At 69.5% G+C, this 25,772-nt stretch carries 23 protein-coding genes and 1 pseudogene; 8 read left to right on the top strand and 16 right to left on the bottom strand.

From position 1 onward, the window contains the following. Nucleotides 1-28 precede the first annotated feature (28 nt). On the top strand, nucleotides 29-1,201 hold the full coding sequence (locus tag H5398_RS03690) for a pyridoxal phosphate-dependent aminotransferase (protein ID WP_182799061.1): 1,173 nt from the start codon (nucleotides 29-31) through the stop codon (nucleotides 1,199-1,201). A gap of 3 nt (nucleotides 1,202-1,204) precedes the next feature. On the opposite strand, the gene H5398_RS03695 is transcribed toward H5398_RS03690, so the two are convergent. The 3 genes and pseudogenes from H5398_RS03695 to H5398_RS03705 form a co-directional block, all read right to left on the bottom strand. After that, nucleotides 1,205-1,822 (bottom strand): DNA-3-methyladenine glycosylase, encoded by a 618-nt coding sequence (locus tag H5398_RS03695; protein WP_182782229.1) that lies wholly within the window; start codon nucleotides 1,820-1,822, stop codon nucleotides 1,205-1,207. Continuing rightward, nucleotides 1,822-2,670, bottom strand: a complete 849-nt coding sequence (locus tag H5398_RS03700; protein WP_182799062.1) for an aminotransferase class IV — start codon at nucleotides 2,668-2,670, stop codon at nucleotides 1,822-1,824. The genes H5398_RS03695 and H5398_RS03700 overlap by 1 nt, the downstream gene beginning before the upstream one ends. Before the next feature lie 46 nt (nucleotides 2,671-2,716). Next, nucleotides 2,717-3,580, bottom strand: a pseudogene (locus H5398_RS03705) (phosphoribosylaminoimidazolesuccinocarboxamide synthase); the annotation flags it as partial. Between the two features lie 515 nt (nucleotides 3,581-4,095). Here H5398_RS03705 and H5398_RS03710 point away from each other — a divergent pair. From H5398_RS03710 to H5398_RS03725, 4 genes are all read left to right on the top strand, one after another. Next, nucleotides 4,096-4,758 carry a carbohydrate ABC transporter permease gene (locus H5398_RS03710; protein ID WP_220489117.1) on the top strand — a complete coding sequence of 221 codons (663 nt, stop codon included), beginning with the start codon at nucleotides 4,096-4,098 and terminating at the stop codon, nucleotides 4,756-4,758. Next, nucleotides 4,755-5,699, top strand: a complete 945-nt coding sequence (locus H5398_RS03715; protein WP_255422093.1) for a carbohydrate ABC transporter permease — start codon at nucleotides 4,755-4,757, stop codon at nucleotides 5,697-5,699. Before H5398_RS03710 ends, H5398_RS03715 begins: the two co-directional genes overlap by 4 nt. A gap of 79 nt (nucleotides 5,700-5,778) precedes the next feature. Then, complete coding sequence (locus H5398_RS03720; protein WP_182782225.1) at nucleotides 5,779-7,137, top strand: ABC transporter substrate-binding protein; 1,359 nt, start codon at nucleotides 5,779-5,781, stop codon at nucleotides 7,135-7,137. Between the two features lie 130 nt (nucleotides 7,138-7,267). Beyond that, nucleotides 7,268-8,779 (top strand): alpha-N-arabinofuranosidase, encoded by a 1,512-nt coding sequence (locus tag H5398_RS03725; protein ID WP_182799064.1) that lies wholly within the window; start codon nucleotides 7,268-7,270, stop codon nucleotides 8,777-8,779. Nucleotides 8,780-9,429: 650 nt separating this feature from the next. Here the strand turns inward: H5398_RS03725 and H5398_RS03730 are convergent. The 9 genes from H5398_RS03730 to purB form a co-directional block, all read right to left on the bottom strand. Continuing rightward, nucleotides 9,430-10,722 (bottom strand): sulfate adenylyltransferase subunit 1, encoded by a 1,293-nt coding sequence (locus H5398_RS03730; protein WP_182799065.1) that lies wholly within the window; start codon nucleotides 10,720-10,722, stop codon nucleotides 9,430-9,432. Next, complete coding sequence (gene cysD, locus H5398_RS03735) at nucleotides 10,722-11,633, bottom strand: sulfate adenylyltransferase subunit CysD (RefSeq protein ID WP_255422089.1); 912 nt, start codon at nucleotides 11,631-11,633, stop codon at nucleotides 10,722-10,724. The genes H5398_RS03730 and cysD overlap by 1 nt, the downstream gene beginning before the upstream one ends. Further along, on the bottom strand, nucleotides 11,630-12,349 hold the full coding sequence (locus tag H5398_RS03740; protein WP_182782221.1) for a phosphoadenylyl-sulfate reductase: 720 nt from the start codon (nucleotides 12,347-12,349) through the stop codon (nucleotides 11,630-11,632). The genes cysD and H5398_RS03740 overlap by 4 nt, the downstream gene beginning before the upstream one ends. After that, nucleotides 12,342-12,524 carry a hypothetical protein gene (locus H5398_RS03745; RefSeq protein ID WP_182799066.1) on the bottom strand — a complete coding sequence of 61 codons (183 nt, stop codon included), beginning with the start codon at nucleotides 12,522-12,524 and terminating at the stop codon, nucleotides 12,342-12,344. The genes H5398_RS03740 and H5398_RS03745 overlap by 8 nt, the downstream gene beginning before the upstream one ends. After that, the gene (locus H5398_RS03750) at nucleotides 12,521-14,188 is read right to left on the bottom strand and encodes a nitrite/sulfite reductase (protein ID WP_182799067.1); all 1,668 of its coding nucleotides are present in this window, start codon (nucleotides 14,186-14,188) and stop codon (nucleotides 12,521-12,523) included. Before H5398_RS03750 ends, H5398_RS03745 begins: the two co-directional genes overlap by 4 nt. Before the next feature lie 101 nt (nucleotides 14,189-14,289). Continuing rightward, the gene (locus tag H5398_RS03755) at nucleotides 14,290-14,700 is read right to left on the bottom strand and encodes a hypothetical protein (RefSeq protein ID WP_182799068.1); all 411 of its coding nucleotides are present in this window, start codon (nucleotides 14,698-14,700) and stop codon (nucleotides 14,290-14,292) included. Then, nucleotides 14,697-15,506, bottom strand: a complete 810-nt coding sequence (locus H5398_RS03760) for a hypothetical protein (RefSeq protein ID WP_182799069.1) — start codon at nucleotides 15,504-15,506, stop codon at nucleotides 14,697-14,699. The genes H5398_RS03755 and H5398_RS03760 overlap by 4 nt, the downstream gene beginning before the upstream one ends. A 170-nt stretch (nucleotides 15,507-15,676) precedes the next feature. After that, nucleotides 15,677-16,060, bottom strand: coding sequence for a hypothetical protein (locus H5398_RS03765; RefSeq protein ID WP_182799070.1), 384 nt, complete (start codon nucleotides 16,058-16,060; stop codon nucleotides 15,677-15,679). A 301-nt stretch (nucleotides 16,061-16,361) separates the two neighbouring features. Next, entirely contained in the window at nucleotides 16,362-17,792 is a 1,431-nt protein-coding gene (purB, locus tag H5398_RS03770; RefSeq protein ID WP_182799071.1) for an adenylosuccinate lyase, read from the bottom strand. Nucleotides 17,793-17,960: 168 nt separating this feature from the next. Here purB and H5398_RS03775 point away from each other — a divergent pair, with 168 nt between their 5' ends. Next, nucleotides 17,961-18,752 carry a DUF559 domain-containing protein gene (locus H5398_RS03775; protein ID WP_182799072.1) on the top strand — a complete coding sequence of 264 codons (792 nt, stop codon included), beginning with the start codon at nucleotides 17,961-17,963 and terminating at the stop codon, nucleotides 18,750-18,752. A 440-nt stretch (nucleotides 18,753-19,192) separates the two neighbouring features. On the opposite strand, the gene H5398_RS03780 is transcribed toward H5398_RS03775, so the two are convergent. From H5398_RS03780 to H5398_RS03795, 4 genes are read right to left on the bottom strand one after another with little or no spacing between them, the layout of a single operon-like run. After that, nucleotides 19,193-19,558 carry a YchJ family protein gene (locus H5398_RS03780; protein WP_370586042.1) on the bottom strand — a complete coding sequence of 122 codons (366 nt, stop codon included), beginning with the start codon at nucleotides 19,556-19,558 and terminating at the stop codon, nucleotides 19,193-19,195. Next, entirely contained in the window at nucleotides 19,555-20,409 is an 855-nt protein-coding gene (locus H5398_RS03785; protein ID WP_182799073.1) for a MaoC/PaaZ C-terminal domain-containing protein, read from the bottom strand. Before H5398_RS03785 ends, H5398_RS03780 begins: the two co-directional genes overlap by 4 nt. Then, entirely contained in the window at nucleotides 20,409-21,797 is a 1,389-nt protein-coding gene (locus H5398_RS03790; protein ID WP_182799074.1) for a 3-oxoacyl-ACP reductase, read from the bottom strand. Before H5398_RS03790 ends, H5398_RS03785 begins: the two co-directional genes overlap by 1 nt. Nucleotide 21,798: 1 nt before the next feature. Then, nucleotides 21,799-23,040, bottom strand: a complete 1,242-nt coding sequence (locus H5398_RS03795; protein ID WP_182799075.1) for an acetyl-CoA C-acetyltransferase — start codon at nucleotides 23,038-23,040, stop codon at nucleotides 21,799-21,801. 75 nt (nucleotides 23,041-23,115) lie between these two features. Here H5398_RS03795 and H5398_RS03800 point away from each other — a divergent pair, with 75 nt between their 5' ends. Both H5398_RS03800 and H5398_RS03805 read left to right on the top strand, forming a co-directional pair. Further along, nucleotides 23,116-23,778, top strand: coding sequence for a TetR/AcrR family transcriptional regulator (locus H5398_RS03800; protein WP_182799076.1), 663 nt, complete (start codon nucleotides 23,116-23,118; stop codon nucleotides 23,776-23,778). Then, on the top strand, nucleotides 23,775-25,766 hold the full coding sequence (locus tag H5398_RS03805; protein ID WP_182799077.1) for an acyl-CoA dehydrogenase: 1,992 nt from the start codon (nucleotides 23,775-23,777) through the stop codon (nucleotides 25,764-25,766). The genes H5398_RS03800 and H5398_RS03805 overlap by 4 nt, the downstream gene beginning before the upstream one ends. Nucleotides 25,767-25,772: the final 6 nt, after the last annotated feature.

Here is a 25,772-nt window from a genome sequence, read left to right on the forward strand (position 1 = left end):
TCCTGGGCCGGCCGGTACCCTGACGCCCATGCCGTCGTCGCGCTCCGCCGTCCCGCCGTTCGAGGTGATGACCGTCCTCGACAGGGTGGCCACGTTGCGGGCCGCCGGGCGCGACGTCATCTCGCTGTGCGCGGGCGAGCCGGCCGGGGGTGCGCCGACGGCCGTCAGCGCCGAAGCTGCCCGGCTCCACGCCGCGGGGAGCCCATTCGGATACACCCCGGCGCTGGGCATCCGCCCGCTCCGGGAGGCGTTGGCCGGACATTACCGACGGTGGTACGGGGTTGAGCTGAGCCCTGAGCGGGTCGCCCTCACCACCGGGTCCTCCGGCGGATTCCTGCTCGCGTTCCTGGCCGCGTTCGAGGCGGGCGACAGGGTGGCGCTGGCCCGGCCCGGCTACCCCGCCTACCGCAACATCCTCAGCTCGCTCGGCTGCGAGGTGGTCGACATCGACTGCGGACCTGAGGTGCGGTTCCAGCCCACCGTCGAGCTGCTGGCTGCGGCCCACTCGGAGGCGCCCCTGGCCGGGCTGATCCTCGCCTCCCCGGCCAACCCCACGGGCACCATGGTGAGCCGGTCCGAGCTGGCCGCACTGGTGGCGTGGTGCGAGGACAACGGGGTGCGGCTCGTCAGCGATGAGATCTACCACGGTGTCACCTACCCCGTCGGAGCTGATCGCGGGACCTCCGTCCTCGAGCTCAGCGGCGACGCCGTCGTGGTGTCGTCGTTCAGCAAGTACTGGGGCATGACGGGGTGGCGGCTCGGCTGGCTGGTCCTCCCGGAGGCGCTGGTGGGCGCCGTCGACGCGTTGGCTGGAAACCTGGCGCTCTGCCCGCCCGCGCCGGCGCAGCACGCAGCGCTTCGGGCGTTCGACGACGCGTCCTACGCCGAGTGCGACGAGGCTGTGGCCGACTTCGCCGCCGCGCGCTCGGTGTTGCTGTCATCCGCGGGGCGCCTGGGGTGGGGTGTCGCGGCGCCGGCGGACGGGGCCTTCTACTACTACGCCGACCTCGGGGACCAGCTGGACCGGTGGGGCACGTCGGCTGCCTACGCCTCGGCGCTGTTGGAGGCCACCGGGGTCGCGGTGACTCCGGGGCGCGACTTCGACTCCCGGCTGGGCGACCGCACCGTGCGGATCAGCTTCGCCGCCGGCAGCGCCGCGATCGCGGAGGCCGTGGAGCGGATCGTCGCCTTCCAGGCGTGAGCGTCAGCGGGAGACGGTGGGGTCGCCGTCGATCCAGAACCGGAGCGGGAAGTCCGCGGCCTTGCCCACGCCGATGCGCGGACCGACGGCGACCCGCGGCTCCTCCCCCACCCGCGGGGTGAGCGTGAGGCCGGTGCTGCCGTCGAGCGGAGCGCCGGCGTCTGGGAGGGTGATGCCCATGGCGACGGTGAGCCGGGCGGGCCCGGCTGCGAGGTCGGTGTCGCGGCGGGTGACGCCCCTGGCCGAACGCCGCGCCCGGGCGGTCTCGAGGCCCTCGATCACCTCGCCGGCCCGGATCAGCACCCCGGTGGGGGTGCCGTCCACGGCCACCACCACGTTGAAGCAGGTGTGCAGGCCCATGTGCCGGTACACGTAGGCGTGCTGCCCGGGCCCGAACATGGCGGCGTTACGTGCGGAGGGGCCACGGAAGGCGTGCGACGCGGGGTCGAATCCTCCGCCGTAGGCCTCCACCTCGGTGATCCGCAGCGTGACGCGCGCGCCGTCGCGGTCGACGGTGAGGGTGCCGTTCAGGAGCGCCCTGGCCTTGGCCGCCACCTCGTAGAGCAACGCGACGGCCTCGGCGGGCAGCTCCGCGTAGGAGATCGACGGTGGAACCAGCATCACTCGCCGCGGGGGGTCAGCACCTCTGCCAGCCGGGCGCCGAGGGGAGAGTGCGGCATGGGCTCACCGTCGACGTGCGTGACCGGCGCGACAATGCGGCCGCTGGACAGCAGCCAGGCACCGCGGCAGCGCTCCAGGTCCGAGCGGGTGAGGGCGGCGACCTCGACGGTCAGTCCCGCACCCTCCGCCTTGTCGAGGAGCTCGGCGATGGTGATGGAGCGCAGGATGCCGTGGAGCGGGGGCGTGACGAGGATCCCGTCGATGTCCAGCACCACGCTCGACGTGGGGCCCTCCAGGAGTGAGCCCGACGGGGTGACGAAGATGACGTCGTCGGCGCCGTTGGCCTTCGCGTAGCGCTTCGCGGCCATGTTGATGCCGTAGGACAGCGACTTCGCACCCGGCAGGAGCCAGGGCAGCGGGGCCACGTCGGCGCCCTCGAAACCGCGGTCCAGGATCAGCACCCGGACCCCCTCGGCGCGTTCGCGCTTCGTGGTGGCGTCGAGCGGCGCAGCCATCACCCAGCCGTTGGGCTCGTCGAGGCCCTCGGGGCCGCGGGTCATGATCGTCCGCAGGACCGCCTCGGGATCCTCGTCCCAGTCCCAGGCCGCCAGGATCGCGGCGACGGCGCGGCGGTAGCCGGCCTCGTCGGGGGCGGGCAACTGGAGGATGCGGGCGGAGGTGGCCAGCCGGTCGAGGTGCTCGTCGAGGTGGTGCGCGCGGCCGAAGCTGGCCAGCATCGCGTCGAACACGCCGTCGCCTCGGACCACGCCCTGATCGTCTGCGCGGACGATGGGTGTCGCGGGGTCCACGAGGGTGCCGTCGAGCAGGGCGAGCATGCGGATGGTCATGCGGCCGAGATTACGCCTCAGTGGACCCGACGGGGGCGAAGCCGCGGCCGGTCAGGCGACGGTAGGCCTCGAGGTAGCGCTCACGAGTGGCCGCGACCACCTCGTCAGGCAACGGCGGGGGCGGGGTGTCCGTCGCCCTGTCCCAGCCGGAGTCCTTCGCCAGCCAGTCGCGCACGTACTGCTTGTCGAAGCTCGGCAGCGACTCCCCCGGCTTCCACGTCTCGGCGTCCCAGAACCGCGAGGAGTCCGGCGTCAGCACCTCGTCGGCCAACACCAGGGTGCCGTCGGCGCGGCGGCCGAACTCGAACTTGGTGTCGGCCAGGATGATCCCTCGCGCCGCCGCGATCTCCTGGGCGCGCGCGTAGATCCTCAGCGTCAGGTCCCTAAGCTCACCGGCCAGCTCCTCACCGTGGAGGGAGGCGATCGTGGCGAAGTCCACATTCTCGTCGTGCGCACCCAGCGGCGCCTTGATGGCCGGGGTGAAGATCGGCTCCGGCAGCTTGTCGCCGTCGCGCAGCCCCTCGGGCAGCGGCACGCCGCACACCGTCCGCGACACCTGGTATTCGGCCCACCCGGATCCGGTGAGGTAGCCGCGGGCGACGCACTCCACCTCCACCATGTCCAGCGCCTCGACGAGCGTGGCCCGCCCCGCGACAGCAGCCGGCACGTCGGTGCTCACCACGTGGTTGTCGACGAGGTCCGCCAGCTGCGCGAACCACCAGAGGCTGAGCTGGGTGAGGATGGCCCCCTTGTCCGGGATGGGGCTGGCCAGCACGTGATCGAAGGCCGAGATGTTGTCTGTGGCCACCATCAGGATGCGCTCGGTGCCGCCGTCGTCGACGGTGTACAACTCGCGCACCTTGCCGGCGTGCCGCAGCGGAAGGTTGAGGACGTCCCCGAACTGACTCACGCGGCTGAGCCTAGTGGCTGCCTCGACGCCGGCGAAAGATCACGATACGGACCCAATCCCGGACCCCCCTTGACGCGGGTGCCGGTCGCGGTTTAGCGCTATTTCATCGATGTAAACCGGACGTGGCCGAGGTTGGTCAAACAGGCTCATCGGAGCGGGTCGGCACGGACGCCGAGCTCGTTTTCAACGCTATAACAGGTGGCACGCCCATGTCGGCGTGCAAGAGGCGGAGGCTCGCTGTGATCCAGCGCACATACAGGTCAGGACGGGGGTCAGCTCAGTGAAGAGATGGCTCTACTCGCCCAAGGTGGCCCCTTACATCTTCGTGTTGCCGTTCGTCCTGACGCTGGCGATCTTCTGGGTGAGCCCGCTGATCAAGTCGTTCATCATGAGCACGCAGGACATCATCCCGGGCTCGGTGACCAACGTCGGCCTGGCCAACTTCGAGCGGCTGATCGGCGATCGCCTCTTCTACGTGGCCCTCGGCAACTCCATGAAGTACATGATCTTCACGCTTGTTCCTGCTCATCCCCATCCCGCTGCTGCTGGCCGTGCTCATCAATTCCAAGCTCGGCACGGACAAGATGAAGGCCATCTTCAAGTCGGTGATGTTCATCCCGGCGCTCACCTCCGTCGTGATCGCGGGCATCGTCTTCCGCCTGATCTTCTCCGAGTCCCCCACCGCGCTGATGAACCAGGTGGTCGGAGCCTTCGGCGTCGATCCGGTGAAGTGGCTCAAGGGCAGCGAAACCGGCTTCCTGGCACTCCTCACCGTGGCGAGCTGGCGCTGGACTGGCGTCAACATCCTGTACTTCCTCGCCGGCCTGCAGGCCATCCCCACCGACTACTACGAGGCCGCCTCACTGGACGGCGCGTCGGCATGGCAGAAGTTCTGGCACGTCACCGTTCCCCAGATGAAGCCCACCATCGTCTTCGTGATCACCATCAGCGTCTACGGCGGCCTGGCCATGTTCCTGGAGAGCTTCATGCTCTGGGGTGGCAACAACTCCCCGCAGAACATCGGCCTCACCATCGTCGGCTACCTGTACCGGCAGGGCATCGAGAAGAACGACCTCGGTTACGCCTCGGCCGTGGGCGTGGTGCTGCTCATCATCGTGCTCGCCATCAACATCCCGCAGCTGATCGCCACCGGGACCTTCAAGAAGGAGGAGCGATGAGCACCTCGTCGTCACAGGTGAAGCCGATCGACGCCAGGCTCACCAAAGAGAAGGCTTCGCGCATCGGCAAGAACGACCGCCAGATGAGCGACGAAGGCAAGGCGTTCCGCCGCCGTTCCCGCGGCGCCACGGCGCTGATGGTCCTGTTCTTCGTGGGCCTGGGGCTGCTGGTGCTCCTCCCGTTCTGGGCGATCTTCGTCGCCACCTTCCAGGACGGCAACATGATCGTCCGCTACGGACTCAACCTCGGGATCGACTTCTCCACGGCCAGCTTCGACAACTGGGTGGCCCTGTTCACGGACTCCGGAAGCTACTTCCGGTGGTTCTTCAACAGCACACTGGTCACGCTTCTCCAGGTGGGCCTGACGCTGGCCATCAGCTCGTTCGTGGCCTACGGGTTCGCCATGTACGAGTTCCGGTTCAAGAGCGCTCTGTTCATCTCCGTGATCCTGCTCATGTCGGTGCCGTTCGAGATGCTCATGCTCCCGCTCTACATCCAGATCAACGACATGCAGCTCCAGGACACCTACACCGCCGTGATCCTGCCGTTCCTGGCGCATGCCGTGACCATCATGTTCTTCCGGCAGTACCTGCGGGGCATCCCCAAGGAGATCGTCGAGGCGGGCCGGATCGACGGCGTCACCGAGATGGGCATCTTCTTCCGGCTCGTGCTGCCGCTGACCAAGCCGGCCTTCGCCGCCATGGCCATCTTGAACGGCATGGGTAGCTGGAACAACTTCCTCTGGCCGCTGCTCGCTCTGCGCAGCCCGGACAAGTACACGTTGCCCATCGGCCTCAACACCTTGTTGACGCCGTACGGCAACAACTACGAACTCCTCATCGTCGGATCGTTCTTCTCCATGATCCCGATCTTCATCCTGTTCATCCTGTTCCAGCGGTTCTTCATTGAAGGCATGACCGCCGGCGCCATCAAGGGCTGACGCCCACTCCCCCCGTCCACCACAACTCAACATCCGACTCCCCAGCGCAGGTGCTGGAGGACAAGAAAGGTATCTGTCGATGAAACTCAAGAAGTTTGCCACAGCGGCTCTTGCAGCGGGCATGGCCACCATGGCCCTCACCGCGTGCAACACCGCTACGCCCGACACGTCGGCCGAGTCGACCGCCGAGGGCTCCGTCATCACCCAGGAGGCCGTCGAGGGCGCCACCGAACTGGAGCTGTGGACGTTCGTGGAGCTGCACGCGCAGTTCTACACCGAGATGGCTGAGATCTGGAACGAGCAGAACCCCGACAAGCTCGTCCAGATCGCCGTCAACGTCCTGCCCTACGACGACATGCACAACAAGCTGCAGATCGCGCTCACCTCGGGCCAGGGCGCCCCGGACATCTCCGACATCGAGGCCGGCAAGTTCCCGCAGTTCACGCAGGGCACCCCCGCGCTCATGGACCTCACCGAGGCCGCCGCACCGTACCGCGACAACATCGTCGAGGCCCGCCTCGACCTGTTCTCCAAGGACGACGCCCTCTACGGCCTGGACTTCCACGTGGGCGCCACCGTCGCGTTCTACAACACCGAGCTGCTCGAGGCCGCCGGGATCGACTACACGACGATCGTGACGTGGGACGACTACAAGGAGGCCGGCGTCGAGTACTTCGAGAAGACCGGCAAGTACCTGGGCACCGTCGACACCTCCGCGGCCTGGCAGGAGGGCCTCCTGCTGGCCCAGCTCGGCGGCGAGTACTTCACCGACGACGGCAAGGTCAACGTCAACAGCCCCGAGATGATCGAAGCGATCACCATCCTCAAGGGTCTTCAGGACGCCAACGCCGCCGCCGTCCCCCCGGGCGGCCAGCCGGACACCGAAGAGGCCTTCGGCGCCTACAACAACGGTGACTTCGCGGCTGCCGTGATGCCGTTCTGGTTCACCTCCCGCTACCTGGCCTACATGCCCGACTTCGCCGAGAAGATCGCCATCGCTCCCCCGCCCACCGTCGAGAACCCCGTCAACATCTCCGTCGGCGGCGGCGGCACCGGCACCGCGGTGATCAAGGACGGCGAGAACGCCGAACTGGCCGCCGAGTTCATCTCCTGGGCCAAGCTGGGCACCGAGGGCAACATCTCCACCTGGGAGCTGCTGGGCTTCGACCCGCTCAACACCGAGGTGTGGGCGGATCAGGAGATCACCCACAACCCGGAGAACAAGTTCGTCAAGTACTTCCAGAACAACCCGTTCGAGCCGCTCCTGGAGATCCAGGACAGCATCGGCCACCTGGAGTCCTTCACCAACGGCTCCATGCCTTCTGTGAACAACCTGCTCAACACCCAGACCCTCAACGACATCTTCGAAAACGATGTGCCGATCGAGGACGCGCTGAACCAGGCGCAGTCTGACCTGCAGAACGAGCTCGGCGAGTAATCGTCGCTCTCCCATCCCTCTGAAACGGGGCGATCGGGCTTAGCCCGCGGGCTACCGGATCGCCCCGTTTCGCTGTGCCCCGCCGCGTGCAGGGCACCCCGAACCACACTCGTCTGAGGAAGACACTTTCATGACATCTCACCGCATCAGCGTGGACCCGGACTTCGTCGTCGGCCCGGTCCGCCCCAGGACCTTCGGCTCCTTCGTGGAGCACCTCGGGCGCTGCGTCTACACCGGCATCTACGAACCCGGCCACCCCACCGCCGACGACCAGGGCTTCCGCCAGGATGTCCTCGAGCTGGTCCGCGAGCTCGGCGTCTCCACCGTGCGCTACCCCGGCGGCAACTTCGTCTCCGGGTACCGCTGGGAGGACGGCGTCGGCCCCGTCGACCAGCGCCCCGCCCGTCTGGACCTGGCCTGGCACTCCACCGAGCCCAACACCTTCGGCACCGACGAGTTCATGTCCTGGTGCGTCAAGGCCGACGTCGAGCCGATGATGGCCGTCAACCTCGGCACCCGCGGCATCCAGGAGTCGCTGGACATTCTCGAATACTGCAACGTTCCCGGCGGTTCGCACTTCGCTGATCAGCGCCGCGGCAACGGCGCCGAGGACCCCTACCGCGTCAAGATGTGGTGCCTCGGCAACGAAATGGACGGCCCGTGGCAGATCGGCCACAAGACCCCCCAGGAATACGGTCGCCTCGCCGCCGAGACCGCGCGCGCCATGCGGATGATCGATCCGGGCCTGGAGCTGGTGGCCTGCGGCTCATCCAACACCGAGATGCCCACCTTCGGCGAGTGGGAGCGGGTGGTCCTGACGGAGACCTATGACGTGGTGGATATGGTCTCTGCCCACGTCTACTACTACGAGGACGAGGGCGACCTCGGTTCGTTCCTGGCCTCCGCCGTCAACATGGACAGCTTCATCGACGGCGTGGTCGCGACGGCGGACGCGGTGCGGACCGCGACGAAGCGCACCAAGCGGATCAACATCTCGTTCGACGAGTGGAACGTCTGGTACCAGCAGCGCGTCGAGTCCAAGGTGTCCGAGGGCGACGACTGGCCGGTGGCTCCGCGTCTGCTGGAGGACCTCTACAACGTGGCCGACGCCGTCGTGGTGGGCAACCTGCTCATCTCGCTGCTGCGCCACACGGACCGGGTGCACTCCGCGTCGCTGGCGCAGCTGGTCAACGTGATCGCCCCGATCATGACCGAGCCCGGCGGCCCTGCATGGAAGCAGACCACCTTCCACCCGTTCGCGCTCACCTCGAGGTACGCAAAGGGATCTGTGCTCAACGTTCAAGTCCGGAGCGAGACCTACGAGACGGCCAAGTACGGCGAGGTCGCCCAGATCGACGCGGTGGCCACGCACGACGCCGAGGCTGGAGAGGTCGCGGTGTTCGTGGTCAACCGAGGGATGGCGGGGACTGCACCCATCGAGGTCAACCTGAAGGCGTTCGGGGAGGCGCGACTCGTCGAGGCGGTCCAGCTGTCCAACCCGGATCACACCTGGGCGGCGTCGATGCAGGACTCGACGTCGGTCGAGCCCCAGTCGATCGACGGCGCCGCGATCGTCGACGGCGTCCTGAAGGCGGAGCTCCCTGCGGTCAGCTGGGCGATGTTCCGCATCGCGACCGCGTGAGCTGATATCGCCTCCCGCTCCCGGTGCCGGGAGACATGACACGAGGCCCGTGCGGCCCTTGACCACACTCTGCTTCTCGACCGCAAGCCGGTCAGGGGCAGGGTAGTCGAGGCCGCACGGGCCTCGTCTCATGTCTCCCTGCACTGGTCCGGAGGTGGCGTGGCCGGCCCCGGGCTGGTGCCGACAGGGCGGCCTGGTGAAGGTCTGTCCAGGCGGGACGCCAGTTCGGTGACCCTCAAGCTGGGCACCCCGACGCAGAACGCCCTGCCGTCCCCCACCCTCGCGCACAACCCGCGTCGCGCGCCGGCCCGCTCGGCTGGCTGAGGCGCGAGGAGCGCAGCGACGACCCCACCGCTGGCTGAGGCGCGAGGAGCGCAGCGACGAGCCTCGAAGCCTAAGAAACGTGCGCTGACAAGGTCACCTTCCATAGGCTTCGAGGCCGCTGCGCGGCACCTCAGCCAACGAGACATGAGCCACGAAGCCACCGACGGGGACAGCAGGGCGGTGGGTGGTGGGGGCCGGGGCAGGTTGGGTGGGCGTTGAGGACGGCGTCGCAGCGCGAAGCGCCGCCGCCGGCATCATGGGCGGCCCGGCCCCCACCACACGCCGCCAACCCGACCACGGCCAACCGGAGAACAGGAGAACAGGAGTCAGATGTCGGCGCCGGCGTAGCGGTCCGGAGCGTCCGCCATACCGGCGGCCAGGGTGGCGCCGTCGGCGTCGTCGATCAGCAGGAACGCGCCGCTCCTGCGCAACTCGTGGTAATCGTCGATGGGCAGGTCGTCGGCCAGCCGGACCCGGACCCGGCCGATGTCGTTGAGGCGCAGCTCCTGCGGGGCGCGGCGGTAGTCGACCGTGTCGATGTCGAGCAGGTCGATGATCTCCTCCACCATGGCCCGCACCGTGCGCGTGCCGGCGCGCAGCAGCACGCGGTCCCGCGGGCGGATCGGGCGCTCCGACAGCACGCACACCGTGCCACCGACCGAGCGCGTCACATACCCGCGACGCTCGGGCTCCGCGATGAGATCGCCCCGCGAGATGTCGATGTCGTCGGCCAACCGCAGGGTCACGGACTGCGGCGCGTGCGCCACCTCCAACTCCCGCACCGAGCCGTCGGCCTGCCCCAGGTCGATGCCGACGACGGTGGTGGTCCGTCCGCCGGGCAGCACGGCCACCTCGTCGCCCACCTTGACCACGCCGGCGGTGATCCGCCCCGCGTAGCCGCGGTAGTCGCGGTGCTCCCCCGATTGGGGGCGGATGACCACCTGGACGGGGAACCGAAGCGGCTGTTCCGAGGGATCGGTGCCGACGGGGACCGACTCCAGGTGTTCCAGGAGCGTGGGCCCGTCGTACCAGGCGGTGTGGGCCGAGCGGTCCACGACGTTGTCACCCAGCAGCGCCGAGAGGGGCACCGCCACCACGTCCTCGATGTCGAAGCGGGCGGCCAGTGCCCGCGCGTCGGCCACGATCTCGTCGTAGCGCTCCCGGCTCCACTCCACCAGGTCCATCTTGTTCACCGCCAGAGCCACGTGCCGCACGCCCAGAAGCCCGGTGACGGCGAGGTGTCGCCGGGTCTGCTCGACGACGCCGTAGCGGGCGTCGACGAGGATCAGCGCCAGCTCGGCGGTGGAGGCGCCGGTGACCATGTTGCGCGTGTACTGCACGTGGCCGGGGGTGTCCGCCAGCACGTAGGAGCGGTTGGCGGTGGAGAAGTAGCGGTAGGCCACGTCGATGGTGATGCCCTGTTCACGCTCGGCGCGCAGCCCGTCGGTGAGGAGCGCCAGGTCCGCGCCCTCGAGGCCGCGCTCCTTCGACACCCTCTCCACCGCGTCGAGCTGATCAGCGAGCACAGACTTGGTGTCGTAGAGGAGGCGCCCCACCAGGGTGGACTTGCCGTCGTCGACGGAACCCGCCGTCGCGAGCCGGAGGAGGTCGTGCGTCATCAGAAATATCCCTGCTTCTTGCGGTCTTCCATGGCGGCCTCGGAGAGCCGGTCGTCGGCGCGGGTTGCGCCGCGCTCGGTGATACGCGAGGCAGCGACCTCGAGGATCACGCCCGCCACGTCGGCCGCGTCGGACTCGACGGCGCCCGTGCAGCTCATGTCGCCGACGGTGCGGTAGCGCACGATGCGGGTCTGGGTGGGCTCGCCCGGCTTCGGGCCGCCCCACTCCCCCGCGGTCAGCCACATGCCGTCGCGATTGAACACCTCACGCTCGTGCGCGTAGTACAGGCCGGGCAGCTCGATGCGCTCACGCTCGATGTAGCGCCACACGTCGAGTTCGGTCCAGTTGGACAGCGGGAAGACGCGCACGTGCTCGCCGGGCGAGTGCTTGCCGTTGTACAGCTCCCACAGCTCGGGGCGCTGCCTGCGGGGATCCCAGGCGCCGAAAGAGTCGCGCAGCGAGAACACCCGCTCCTTGGCGCGGGCCTTCTCCTCGTCGCGCCGCCCGCCGCCGAACACGGCGTCGAATCGGCCGGCCTCGATGGCGTCGAGCAGCGGGACGGTCTGAAGCGGGTTGCGGGTGCCGTCGGGGCGCTCGCGGAGGCGTCCGTCGTCGATGTAGTCCTGCACGGAGGCCACGTGGAGCCGGGCGCCGATCCGCGCGACGGTGTCGTCGCGGTAGGTCAGCACCTCGGGGAAGTTGTGGCCGGTGTCCACGTGGAGGAGCGCGAACGGCAGCGGCGCCGGGGCGAACGCCTTGAGCGCCAGGTGCAGCATGACGACAGAGTCCTTGCCGCCGCTGAACAGGATGACGGGGCGCTCGAACTCGCCCTCCACCTCCCGGAAGATGTGGATGGCCTCGGACTCCAGGTGGTCCAGGTGGTCCAGGGTGTATTCGGGGGGAAGTGTCATGTGTGCAATCCGCATTCGGTCTTGTTCTTCCCGGCCCAGCGGCCGGCTCGGGGGTCTTCTCCGGGGGCGACGGGGCGCGTGCAGGGCGCGCAGCCGATCGACGCGTAGCCGCGCTCCCGCAGCGGGTTGAGGTGGACGTCCTCCTCGAAGGCGAACCGGTCCACGTCGTCGTCGTCCCAGGCCGCGATCGGGTTGAGCTTGACGATCCGCCGCTTCTCGTCGAAGCCCACCAGCGTGATGTCGGTGCGGGTGGGCGCGTCAACCCGCCGCATCCCCGTGACCCAGGCCTTGTGACCGGCGATGGCGCGGTTGAGGGGCTCCACCTTGCGCATGGCGCAGCAGAGGTCTGGGTCGCGGTCGTGGAGCCGGGCTCCGTATTCGGCGTCCTGCTGGTTGACGCTCAGCACGGGCAGGATGGTGCGGATCTTGACGCGTTCGGCGTAGTGGTCGCGGGTTTCGAGGGTCTCGGCGAAGTGGTAGCCGGTGTCGAGGAAGAACACGTCAAGGCTGGGCGCCGACTGGGCGATCAGCTCCACCAGCACCTCGTCGCCCATCGACGACGCGACAGTGATGTCCGCGCCGAAGGTCTCCTCGGCCCACTGCAGGACCTCGCGGCTGAGCTTCACCTTGCCGAGGTGGCCCGCGTAGGCGGGGTCCGACTCGAGGGCGGTGAACCGCTCGTTGGCCTCGTCGGCGATGGCGTGCAGGTCATCCATGGTGCTTGGCCTCCTCTTCGGCGATCCGGGCTGGGATGTGCTCGGCTGCCACCCGGTGCTGGGTGACGGAGAACACTCGGGCGCAGGCCAGGCAGTGCCAGGCCCCGGCGGGCTCCTCGACGGGGCGCAGGTCCTCCTCCGCGCAGAACGGGCAGTGGAAGATCACCGCGCTCATCGCAGGAGGTCCTCGTCGGCCCGGTGGGCCCACTGCGCGAAGGGCTCGTCGGCGTCGCGGTGGGCGAGGAACGTGCGTGCCAGGCGCTCGATGTAGTCCGGCAGGTCCGCGGCCGCCACCTTCAGTGCCCTGGTCTTGCGGGCCAACTGCGGGGTGGCGCCGAGTCCGCCGCCGAGGTGCACCTGGAAGAGCTCGACGAGGTTGCCGTCCGCGTCGGACTGCACCATGCCCTTGAGGCCCACGTCCGCCACCTGGGTGCGGGCGCAGGCGTTGGGGCAGCCGTTGACGTGGATGCTGAACGGCACGTCGAACTCCGGGAGCCGGGCCTCGAGTTCCTCGACGATGAGCCGGGCGCGCGCCTTCGTCTCCACGAGCGCCAGCTTGCAGTACTCGATGCCGGTGCAGGCCATCACGCCGCGGCGGAACTCCGACGGCCGCGCGGGCAGGTCCTCGGCGTCGAGCGCCTCGACGAGAGCCTCGACGGCGTCGCCGGGCACGTCGAGGACGAGCAGCTTCTGGTGGGGGGTGAGCCGCACGCGGCCGGAGCCGTGCTGGGCGGCGAGGTCCGCGATGCGGGTGAGCCGGGTGCCCGAGACGCGGCCGGCGATGGGCGCGACGCCCACCCAGAACGTGCCGTCGGCCTGGGCGTTGACGCCCACATGGTCGCGGCGGAGGTGGGTGGCGTCCTGGGGTGGGCCGTCGAGAAGCTTGCGCCCCAGGTACTCGGTCTCGAGGATGTGGCGGAACTTCTCCGGCCCCCAGTCCGCCATGAGGAACTTGAGGCGGGCGCGGTTGCGGAGGCGGCGGTAGCCGTAGTCGCGGAAGATCGAGACCACGCCCTTCCACACCTCTGGGACCTCCTCCAGCGGCACCCAGGCGCCGAGGCGCTGCGCGAACATCGGGTTGGTGGAGAGCCCGCCGGCTGCCCATACGTCGAAGCCGGGGCCGTGTTCGGGGTGGACGACGCCGACGAAGGACACGTCGTTGGCCTCGTGCGCCACGTCGAGGTTGGGGCTGCCGGAGATGGCGGTCTTGAATTTGCGGGGCAGGTTGGAGAACTCGGGGGTGCCGATGTAGTTGTCCAGGATGGCGCGCACGGCGGGGGTGCCATCGACGATCTCGTTGGCGGCGATGCCCGCCACGGGCGAGCCGAGGATGACGCGGGGGGTGTCGCCGCAGGCCTCAGCGGTGGTCAGGCCCACCGCCTCGAGGCGGCGCCAGATTTCCGGCACGTCCTCCACGCGGATCCAGTGCAGCTGGATGTTCTCGCGGTCCGAGATGTCCGCGGTGTCGCGGGCGAACTCGGTGGAGATGGTGGCGACGACCCGCAGCTGCTCGTTGGTCAGGGACCCGCCGTCGGAACGCACGCGCATCATGAAGAACTCGTCGTCAAGGGCCTCGGGAGGCAGCGTGGCGGTCTTCCCGCCGTCGATTCCGGGCTTGCGCTGCGTGTAGAGGCCCCACCAGCGCATCCTTCCGCGCAGATCCTCTGGCGCGATGCTGGAGAAGCCCTCCTTGGAGTAGACCTCCTCGATGCGGGCGCGGACGTTGAGCCCGTCGTCGGCCTGCTTGAACACCTCGTTGGGGTTCAGCGGCGTCTTGTCGCCGTCGGCCCAGGCACCGGTGGCCTGGTTGCGCTTGGGGCGGGTTACCGCTTCGGTCATCGTCGGTCCTTCGTCGGGGGCCTTGCTGAATCCCCCAACCCGACGATGGGGCCGGTCATTCCCGACGGCCAGCCGTGATCGCCATGGGCGAACAGGATTTCTCAGGCCTCGGCGCCGTCGAGCGTTGTCACGGCCTGGGCGCTGCCCTCCACCTCGATGGGGATGGTGTTGATGGCGATGATGCCGAGAAACAAAGTCTCGTACGAGCCGCGCACCGTCACGTGGGCGCGGTTGCCGCCCTCGACCCTGGCCTCGGCGGACAGCCCCGCCGCGCGGGCGAAGCTGACCGCCTCCCTCCTGGCCGCGGCCACGTCGAGGGTGGCGCCGTCCGGGGTGATGCGGAGCTCGTGTGTCGCGGCTCTGGCCGCCTGGGACGCCACCGCCCTCGCCTCCTGCTCGGCGGCGGCGTGCCCGGCGAAGTCCACCCCGAGGCCCACCATGAGGATGAAGGCGGGCAGCGACACCGAGGTCCACACCGACAGCGCGAGCCCTCGTTGGTCGCGGGTGGTCATCGCACCGACACCGACTGCAACTCACCGACGATGACGTCCGCGGAGCGACTCAGCTGCAGTGGGAGGGTGCCGGTGAAGCCGGCCGCGGACCAGTCCACCGACCAGGTGGAGGTCGCGGTGACGGTGTAGCGGCCGTCCTCGAGGTACACGTACCCGCAGTCGGGCGAGGCGACGTTCTTCCCGCCCTGGGTACGCGCGGAGGACCACGCGGTGCCGCGGCCGCAGGAGACCGTTTCGCCGTCGCCCATGTCCCACTGGACGCGGCTGGCGCCTGCGGTCAGGGTCACGGCGATGCCGGAGTCGGTCGCGGAGGCGGTGACCGGGCCCCACTGCTTGTCCGATGGGGAGTCGGCCCACAGCCAGGTCTCCCATCCGACGAAGCCGATCCGTTCGGTGGTGTCGCCGCGGGGCTGCATGCCGAGGTCGATGGCCTCGAGGCCGATGGATGCCAGGACCCGTCGGGCGGCGGCCTCGGCATCGGCCTGAGTCACTGGGTCTGGGGGCGCGGGTAGCCAGCGCGTGAAGACCATCCCGGGATCGCGCACCAGGGAGCCGTTCGGACGAATACAGGTATAGATGGCGCCCTCGCTGTTGGCCTCCCATGACGCGTCAGTCAGCGGTGGCTGCGGCTCCTTGATTCGGCACCAGCCTTGGGCCGCGCCGCTCCACGTCCCGTAGGCCGTCCGGCAGGCGATCTCCTCGCCGGCATACGAGCAAGTTCGCTCGCCGGCGGATACTGTGGTGGTGCCCACCCCGGCGCTGCCCTCACTGCGCGGCGGCTCTGCCTCTATGTAGCACTCACCCACACTGAAGTCGTTGGACAACTGGCACCCGACCCCAGGCGATGCGGCAGATTGCGGCGCAAACCCGACGCTCACAGCTGTGAACAGAGGAGCGGCAACTAATAGGCCTAAGACGAAGGCGACGAATCGGCGCCCGCCAAGCCCCTCCTGGCCAGTGGGACTCGGCTCTGCGATTAGCACGCCTCCTCCTGGTTGCGTCGTTCAGCCAACCTCCAGCGCCCATCCTTGCCCTGCTTCATCACCGCAGTCTCCGCGAGGCTTGGAAGTGACTGCACAGAAACAGTGCCGGTCTCGGAATCCTCGATGCGCATGCGCGATCTGTCCACGCAGTACGTCATCTTGCTCGTCACCTCACCAGCACCCGCGGCGGCCGGCTCGGCAATGGCGATGTCGCGAAACTGCCAACCTCCGAGGAACGCAAGGTTGTCATCACGCAATTGGCCAATCGCATCCAGGATCACATTCTGAGCCTCACCGGTCGTGACCTGCTGAGTCTCAGTCAGATCAGTGAGCGATGGATCTCCGGCGAACTTCTCATAAACCCGCCAGTACTCCATCCAGGCCGCCCGAATCGCAGCCTGCTCAGCCGACTCCGTCGCGGGGGCCGGCGGGAACGACTCCACTGCGGTCGGGGACGGACTCGGCGACACCGAGGGACTCGCGGACGCCGTAGGCGACACGAACACCGACGGCGACGCCGTCGGGGCGACGTCCGGGGTGCAGCCCACGGCGAGCGCCACGACAGCGAGGGGCACGAGAAGGTGACGCATGGGCTCTCCGATCGAACAGGTCGGGGCCTATTCAACCAAGCAACCGGGTCATCTCCGCATCCGGTCCGTCAGCTGTGGATAACTCCGGTCAGAGCACGGCGCCCGGGCGGTACGCGGCCGCCTCCGGATCCGCCGCGACGACCTCAGCCACGCGCGCCGCCACCCGCGACACCTGCGCCTGCGCCGTTCCCGCCAACTCCAGCGGGCTGACCACCAGCGCGCCGAGCTCGTCGCGGGTGAGCCCGAGGCGCTCGTCGCCGGCGAGTCGGTCGAGGAGGTCGTTGACCCGCGCTCCCTTGCGCAGGTCCAGCGCCACCGCGACGGCGTGCTCCTTGATCGCCTCGTGCGCGACCTCCCGGCCCACGCCCTTGCGGACGGCGGCCATCAGCACCTTCGTGGTGGTGAGGAACGGCAGGTAGCGGTCGAGCTCGGCCTCGATGACGGCGGGGAAGGCGCCGAAGTCCGCCAGCACCGTGAGGAACGTCTCGAACAGGCCGTCGAGGGCGAAGAACGCGTCCGGCAGCGCGATCCTGCGCACCACGGAGCAGGAGACGTCGCCCTCGTTCCACTGGTCGCCGGCGAGCTCCCCCACCATGGACACGTAGCCGCGGATGACGACGGCGAGGCCGTTGACGCGCTCGCAGGAGCGGGTGTTCATCTTGTGGGGCATGGCGGAGGAGCCCACCTGCCCCTCCTTGAACCCCTCGGTCACCAGCTCGAGGCCCGCCATCAGGCGGATGGTGGTGGCCACGTTCGACGGCGCCGCGGAGATCTGCGCCAGCGCGGTGACCGCGTCGTAGTCAAGCGAGCGCGGGTACACCTGCCCCGTCGAGGTGAGGACGGCCCCGAAGCCGAGTTCGTCGGCGATCCGCTGCTCAAGCTCGGCCAGCTTGCCGGCTTCGCCACCGAGGAGGTCGAGCATGTCCTGGGCGGTGCCGACGGGGCCCTTGATCCCGCGAGCGGGGTAGCGGGCGATGAGGTCGTCGAGGCGGGCGAGGCCCGTGAGCAGCTCGTCGGCCGCCGTCGCGAACCGCTTGCCGAGGGTGGTCAGCTGCGCGGCCACGTTGTGGGAGCGGCCCGTCAGCGGCTGATCGGCGTACTCGGTCGCCAGCCGGGCGAGTTGCGCCAGCGCCGCCACCACGCGGATCCGGACTGCCCGCAGCGAGTCGAGCACCTGCAGCTGTTCGATGTTCTCGGTGAGGTCGCGAGACGTCATGCCCTTGTGGATGTGTTCGAACCCGGCAAGGTCGTTGAACTCCTCGATCCGGGCCTTCACGTCGTGGCGGGTGATGCGTTCGCGGGCGTTGATGGAGTCGAGGTCCACCTGGTCGATCACCCGCTCGTAGGCCGCGATCACCTCGTCGGCGTTCGCCCCGCCGAAGTCGACGCCGAGGTCGCGTTGTGCGCGCAGCACGGCGAGCCATAGCTTGCGCTCGGAGACGATCTTGGCCTCGGGGGCCCAGATGTCGCGCATCTGCTGCGAGGCGTAGCGGGTGGCCAGGACGTTGGGGACGCTCATGGCACCACAGCCTAGGACTCCCCCTGTGGATACCGGAAAAGTCGGTGCCCAGCGCCCCACCATGGCGACGTGCCCAGCCAGCCATCACACAACCAGTGCGATTCCGGGGAGATAGAGCCCAGAGAGGGCCATCTCCCCGATTCCTCACTCCCAAGCCTCCCCGGGGTCATGTCCCTGGCCCACCTCAGGACCCTGGGCTACGACTCGGCCCGGATCAGGGGCGAGCTGGATGACGGACGTCTGAGGAAGGTGTCGCGGGGCTGGTACGCGACTCCCCAGGCACATGCGTGGGAGTTGGAGGCGCTCGCCGCTCGCGCCCGGGTTGGCTGCTTGAGCGGGTGCCAACTGCATGGCCTCTGGACGCCCCAGGTAGCGGAGGCGCACTTCATCGTCGGCATGGGATCCGCCTCCCTGAGCTCGACCTGGCATCGATCGCGCGGGGACTTGCCGAGGATCGCGCTCTATCCGCTGAGCGACTGCCTCGCCCAGGTGATCCGCCACCACAGTCCCGAGAAGGCCCTGATGGTCCTCGAGTCAGCCGTCCGCAAGGAACTACTGTCCACCGATGTCACAGACATCCTGATCCGCGAGGCTCCAGTCCACAAGCAGCGCACCTTGCAGTTCTTCGACGGCGATGCGGGGTCCGGCTCGGAAACGCGGGTCCGACTGTTCCTCCAGCAGCACCGTTTCTCCGTCCGTTCCCAGCAGCAGATCTCAGGAGTGGGAGCGGTGGATCTGCTCGTCGGGAGATCCCTGATCATCGAGTGCGACAGCGCCGCCCACCACACCGATCACAAGGAGGACCGACGACGGGACCTGGCGGCGCGCGAACTCGGATACTCGACGTTGCGGCTGAGCTACAGCCAGATCCATAGGACCTGGAGCAAGACCAGCGCCAAGTTGCTGCGCATCCTGCGGACGGGCGGGCACCTCACCCCTCCGTCGCCGGTACCTGAATAGTGAGGATCCGGGGAGATAGCTCCCGTAGACGGCTATCTCCCCGGATCCTCACCATCTGAGAAGCCCGACGACAGGGCGGGCCCCGGGAAAGCCGAAAGATAAGCACGGGGGTGGGGGACGGCAGGGCGGCTGCGCAGTGATGCCCAACCCGGCGATCACCAGGCTGGCGTCCCGCCTGAGCAGACTGTCGCCAGGGCCGCCCTGCCGGGGCCCGCCCAGGGCCGAGCACGCCACCGACGAACCAGTGCGGGGAGACCTGAGACGAGGCCCGGGCGGCCTCAACTACCCGACCACTGACAGTCGGGCAGCCGACGAGTCGACGGTGGGCGAGGGCCGCACGGGCCTCGTGTCAGGGCTCCTTGCACCTGCGCCGGCTCCAGTGGCTTCGACGCAGCGGCGCTCCGCGCCGCAGCTGGCTCACCCAACGGAACTGCCTCGTGTCAGGGGTCGGGGAAGGCACCGTCGACGTACATCCACCGTCCCGCCCGGCGCGCGAACCGGGAGCGTTCCCGCAGCGCACCGTCGCGATGCGCTGCCTCGAACTCCACCACGCCCGCCTCGTCGCCCGGCCCACCGTCGACCACGTCCAGGACCGTCAGCCCCGTCCACTCGACGCCGTGCGCACGAACCGATCCCGGGCGCGTGCTCGGGTGCCAGGTGCGCCACAGGTAGTCGCCGTCGCCGACCACGAACGCGCTGTACCGCGACCGCATCAGCTCCTCAGCGGTCGCCGCCTGGCGCTCGCCTGCCAGAAGCGGCCCGCAGCACGTCCCCCAGGAGGCCCCACCGCAGAGGCACGCGCTCACGTCAGCTCACCCACGAGGTGGGGCTTGCCTTCCCGGTTGACGACAGCGAACCTCCAGCCCGCCTCGTCGCGCGCCGCGGCGAACCGCACCTTTCCCGGCAACAGGATGGGCTTGGCGAACTGGACCCGCACCGTGTACGCCTCCGGCAGCCCGCCACCCAACGCCGCGACAGCGCGGGCGTGGGTCCACATCCCGTGGATGATCGGCCTCGGGAAGCCGAACAGCCGGGCGGTCAACGGGTTGAGGTGGATGGGGTTCGAGTCGCCCGAGACCGCCGCGTAGCGACGCCCCTGGTCCGCGCCCAGCCGCCACTCCTGCGACGGCGCCACCGACGGCGCATGCAGCCGCACCGGCGACGGCGCCTCCCCCGCCACCTTGGCCCCCGACGCCAGGTACACCGAAACTCCCCGCCACACCAGCTCATCTGCGGCGTGGATCTCGCCCACCATGTCGAAGGTGGCCCCCTTGGCGTGGGGCTGGAGATTCTCCGCCCGCACCAGGATCCGCAGCGGCTCGTCGACGGTGACCCGACGGTGCAGCATCATCTCGTTGGTCACGTGCACCAGCCCGGCCAGCGGGAAGGGGAAGTCGTCTGCCGCCATGGCCTCCATCTGCAGCGGGAACGTCAGCACGTGCAGCCAGGTGGCGGGCATCGCGTCGCGCAAAGCGAAGCCGGTCTCGGCGCAGTAGGCCGCCAGCCGCGACACCTCAACCCAGTGCTCCAACACCAGGTAGCTGCGATCCGGCAGGGACGACACCTCCCCCGGCTTCTTCAGCATCCCCAGCGCGGCCTTCGCCAGCACGCCCGACGGCTCCGGCAGCGCCGGAAGCACCCGCACGTCGCGCGCCATCAGGCGCCCACCAGGTTCTGCCCGCACACCCGGATGACCTGCCCGTCGACCCCGCCGGAGGCCGGCCCGCACAGGTAGGCCAGCGTCTCGGCCACGTCGACGGGGTTGCCACCCTGCGTGAGCGAGTTCGAGCGCCGGAAGATCTCGCGCTGCACGAACGGGATGGCGGCCGTCATCTCGGTCTGGATGAACCCGGGCGCGACGGCGTTGACGGTGATCGGCCGGTCCGCCAGCTCGTCGCGCATCGCCCAGACCAGGCCCATGACGCCGGCCTTGGAGGCGGCGTAGTTGGTCTGTCCCTTGTTGCCCGCCACGCCCGAGGTGGACGCGATGCCGACGATCCGGGCCGCCTCGTCCAGCCCACCGGGCACGTCGTGGGTGAGCAGGTAGTCGTTGATCCGCATCTCCGCGGCGAGGTTCACGTCGAGCACCGAGGACCACCGCTGCTCGTCGAGGTTGGCGAGCAGCTTGTCGCGGGTGATGCCCGCGTTGTGCACGATGGCCCAGATCCGGGCGGACTCCCCGTGCACGTGAGCCACGTGGGCCGCGATCCTGGCCCCGGCATCCGCCAGGGTGATGTCGAGCTGCAGCGCCGAGCCGCCGATCCCGTTGGCGACCTTGGCCAGCGCGTCCCCGGCAGCGGGGATGTCGACGGCGACCACCGTCGCCCCATCACGGGCGAAGGTGCGCGCGATGGCGGCACCGATCCCCCGGGCCGCCCCCGTGACCACCACGATCCGCCCCTCGAACGGGCGCGCCGTCAGCTCATGCGGGTCCTTCGACGGCCCCACCCGCCACGTCTGCCCGCTCACGAAGGCCGAGCGGCCCTCCAGCAGGAAGGACAGCGTGGAGGCGAGGTCCGCGGCGGAGGTGCCGGTGCGGACGAACACCAGGTTCGACGTGGCGCCGCCCCGCAACTCCTTGGCCACCGTGCGGTTGATCCCGTCGATGCCCTGGGCCACGGCCTTGGCCTCCAGGCCGGTCACGTCGCGGGCGTCGGTGGCCAGGATGATCACGCGGCCGGAGCCCTCCAGGGAGCGCATCGCCGGACGCAGCACCTGGCGGAGGCCCTCCAACTGGGGGATCTCGCGCACGCCGGTGGCGTCCACCACGACGGCGCCGGGGCGCACCGGGTAGCGCGGCGGTACGTCGCGACCCTTCTCGTCCTTCGTCCGCGTCTCCGGGACGTCGAGCATCGCCTCGCCGGGGACGACGCCCAGCTGGGCCAGCGTCGACGCGGCCAGGCCCCCACCGTCGAGCTCGCCCAGCACCACTGGCCCCGACGGCATCACACGCCCGCGGCGGAGCACCGGCGGGTCGGCCAGGCCGGCCTTCCGGGCCACGAACTTCCCAGCGGGGGTTGCATACAACTTCTCCAGCACGTCCATCTCACGCCTCCAGGATCGCGACGACGCCCTGGCCGCCGGCCGCGCAGATCGACACCAGTCCACGGGAGCCCGGGCCCCGCTCGTGCAACATCTTCGCCAACGACGCGACGATTCTGCCGCCGGTGGCCGCGAAGGGGTGACCCGCAGCCAGCGACGACCCCTTCACGTTGAGCTTCGAGCGGTCGACGGTGCCCACGCCGTTGGCCTCCAGCGCCGTGATCGTGGCCAGGACCGTGGAGGCGAACGCCTCGTGGATCTCCAGGAAGTCGAAGTCCGCCAGGGTCAGGCCGTTGCGCTCGAGGAGCTTCGGGATGGCGCGCGTCGGCGCCAGGAGGAGGTCCTCCTTGCCCGTCGTGTAGTCCGCGGCGGCCACCTGCGCGTCCACCACCCTGGCCCAGACGGGCCAGCCGCGGCCGCGCGCGAACTCCTCCTCCGCAACGAGCACCAGGGCGGCGCCGTCGGTGAGGGCCGTGGAGTTGCCGGCGGTCATAGTCGCCTCGTCACCCTTGCCGAAGACGGTGCGCAGCTTCCCGAGCGCCTCTTGAGTGGTGTCGGGTCGAAGGATGCCGTCGCGCGACACCTTCAGGTACGGCGTCACCAGGTCGTCGAAGAACCCCTCGTCCCACGCGGCGGCCAGGTTCCGGTGCGAGGCCAGGGCGAGGTCGTCCTGGTCCTCGCGCGTCACGCCCCACTTCGCGGTGGTCAGCGCCTGGGACTCGCCCATGCTCAGGCCGGTGCGCGGCTCGACGACGGCGGGCGGCACGGGAGCCAGGTCCGCGGGACGGATCCGCGCCAGCGCGGCGAGCTTGTCCGGCAGGGACCTGGCCCGCGACAGCGCCAGCATCGCCTTGCGCATCCCCTCGGAGGTGACCAGCGGAGCGTCGGAGGCCGAGTCCACGCCGCCCGCGATGGCCACGTCCACCTGGCCCAGCCGGATCTTGTTCGAGGCGTAGACCACGGCCTCCAGGCCGGTGCCGCAGGCCTGCTGCAGGTCGCACGCGGGCGTGTGAGGCGAGAGCGCGGAGCCGAGCACCGCCTCGCGGGTGAGGTTGAAGTCACGCGTGTGCTTGAGCACCGCCCCTGCGACCACCTCGCCGACCTCCTGGCCCGCCAATCCGAAGCGGGCCACGAGACCATCCAGGGCCGCGGTGAGCAGATCCTGGGACGAGGCCTCCGCGTACTTGCCGCCGGCCTTGACGAAGGGGGTGCGGTTGCCGCCCACCACCACTGCGGTGCGTGTCATCGACGTTGATCCTCTCGCTGGGGTATTCGATACCCACAGTAGCAGATACGCAGAGTTTCAGGTACTCTGAGTTGCATGAAGATCGCCGACGATCCCCCGACGGTGGCCGCGCCCCCCCAACCGGACGGCCGCGCCTCACGCTGGGACGAGCACAACAGCCTCCGCCGTCGGGCGCTGGTCGAGGACGCCGTGCGCGCCATCCGCGAGCACGGGCCCTTGGTGGGCATGGACGAGATCGCCGCGTTCAGCAGGACGTCCAAGACGGTCCTCTACCGTCACTTCGGCGACAAGGCGGGCCTGTACCGCGCCGTCGTCGAGTCCGTGCACGAGTTCATCCTGCGCAAGCTGCCGCTTGAGGACGCCGCGACCTTCGAACCCCGCGACCTCGTGCGTACCCTCGCCGACGCCTACCTCGCCGTCGTCGAGCGGGACCGCAACCTGTATCTGTTCGTCTCCACCAGGCCCGCCGGGGAGTCGCCGGTCGACGATCCGGTCCTCGGCATCACCACACGCATCGGCAACGAGGTGGCCGCCGCCTTCCGCTCCTGGCTGAGGCGCCAGGGCCTCGACGAGGAGCCCGCCAACACGTGGGGCCACGGCGCGGTGGGCTTCATCTGGGCGGTCGCCGACCGCTGGATCATCACCAATCTCCGACGGCCCCGCGCAGAGGTCGTCGACTACATCGACCAACTGTTCGCCCCGGCGTTCGCCGCTCAAACCAAGGAGCTGACCCCATGACACTGACCGCCACCCGAGACACCCGACCCACCACCTCCGCCGGCCCGGCCGCCCACGGCACCACCATCTCCCCCACCGGCGAGGCCCTGCGCCGCGCCCTCGACGGGCCCTTCCACGCGCTGAAGCAGCGATGGCGCGACGAGGTGAGCCCCGACGACGTGGTCCGCGACACCGCCCTCACCGTCGACGAGGCCCGGGACTGGACGCTGGACCGCGTGGTGAAGCTCGCCCAGCGCAACTTCGTCACCGCGGGCTTCCCCATCGCCCAGGGCGGCACGGGCACCGCGGCCGAGTCCGTGGCCAACTTCGAGATGGTGGCTATGGGCGACCTGTCACTCACCATCAAGACCGGCGTGCAGCACGGCCTGTTCGGCGGCGCCATCACCAACCTCGGCACGCAGTACCACCACGAGACGTTCCTGCCCGGCGCCATCAGCACCGAGCTGCTCGGCTGCTTCGCCATGACGGAGTTGGGCCACGGGTCAGATGTGCAGTCCATCGAGACCACCATCACGTGGCTGCCCGAGACGGCCGAGTTCGAGGTCCATTCGCCCACGCCATCGGCCACCAAGGCCTACATCGGCAACGCAGCCCGGGACGGACGGATGGCCGCCGTCTTCGGGCAGTTGATGGTCGACGGCGAGCACCAGGGCGTGCATGTGGTGCTGGTGCCCATCCGCGACGAGGCGGGCAACGACCTGCCGGGCGTCACCACCGGGGACCACGGCCACAAGGGCGGCCTCCTGGGCATCGACAACGGCACCATCGCCTTCGATCACGTCCGCGTGCCGCGGCTGATGCTGCTGGACCGCTACGGGGGCGTCGACGACGAGGGCCACTACCAGTCGCCCATCGAGAGCAAGAACGCGCGATTCTTCACCATGCTCGGCACGCTGGTCCGCGGCCGGATCTGCGTCGGCGGTGGGGCCGCCTCGGCTGCCCGCAAGGCGCTGAGCATCGCGGTGCGCTACGGGGACGAGCGCCGGCAGTTCCGCCGCCCGGGTCTCGGGGAGGAGATCCTGCTGCTGGACTACCTCACCCACCAACGCCGGCTCCTGCCCCATGTGGCACGGGCGTACGCCTACGGATTCGCACAGAACGAGCTCGCGCTTCAGCTGCAGCGCGTCATGGATGTGGGAAGCTCGGACCAGCGGGCCTCGCGCGAGCTCGAGACGCGCGCCGCCGGCATGAAGGCGCTGCTCACGCGTTGGGCGTTGGACTCCATGCAGGAGGCCCGCGAGGCCTGCGGGGGCGCCGGCTACATGTCGGACAACGGCATCACGATGGCCCGCCAGGACGCCGACGTGTTCGCCACCTTCGAGGGCGACAACACCGTGCTGCTCCAGCTGGTCGCCAAGGCGCTGCTGCTGGAGTACAAGTCCACGTGGGGCGACATGGACCTGCGCGGCACCGCGCAGAAGACGGCGGCCATGATCGGGCAGACCGTCCTGGAGCGCACGACGGCGCGCTCCCTCATCGACCGACTCGTGGCCATCGCCGACCGCAAGCCGGACTCGGAACGGATGCGCGCCCGCGGGTGGCACGTGCAGATGTTCGAGTTCCGCGAGAAGCACACCGTCGAGGGCCTCGCCCGGCGGATGCGGGCCGCGAGCAAGCTGCCGGACGCGCAGCAGCCGGCCGCGCTGAACGCGTGCCAGACGCACATGCTCGAAGCCGCGAAGGCGCACGTGGACCGCATTGTGCTCGAGGCCTTCATCGAGGGGATCGAGCAGTGCGACGACGACTACGTCACGGCGATGCTGGTGAAGGTCTGCGACCTCTACGCGCTGGCCACCATCGAGTCCAACCGCGCCTGGTACCTGGAGCACGAGGCCTTCGACCCGCGCCGCAGCAAGGCGATCACGGCCACCGTCGACGACCTGTGCGGCGAGCTGAGGCCGAGGGCGCGTGAGTTGGCCGAGGGCCTGGGCGTGCCGGAGTCGTGGCTGAAGCACCCGCGGGAGGCGGTGCCGCCGCTGCTCCCCTGACCGCTC

Origin of the sequence: Tessaracoccus sp. MC1679, assembly GCF_014164775.1 — a bacterium.
Lineage (GTDB): Bacteria > Actinomycetota > Actinomycetes > Propionibacteriales > Propionibacteriaceae > Arachnia.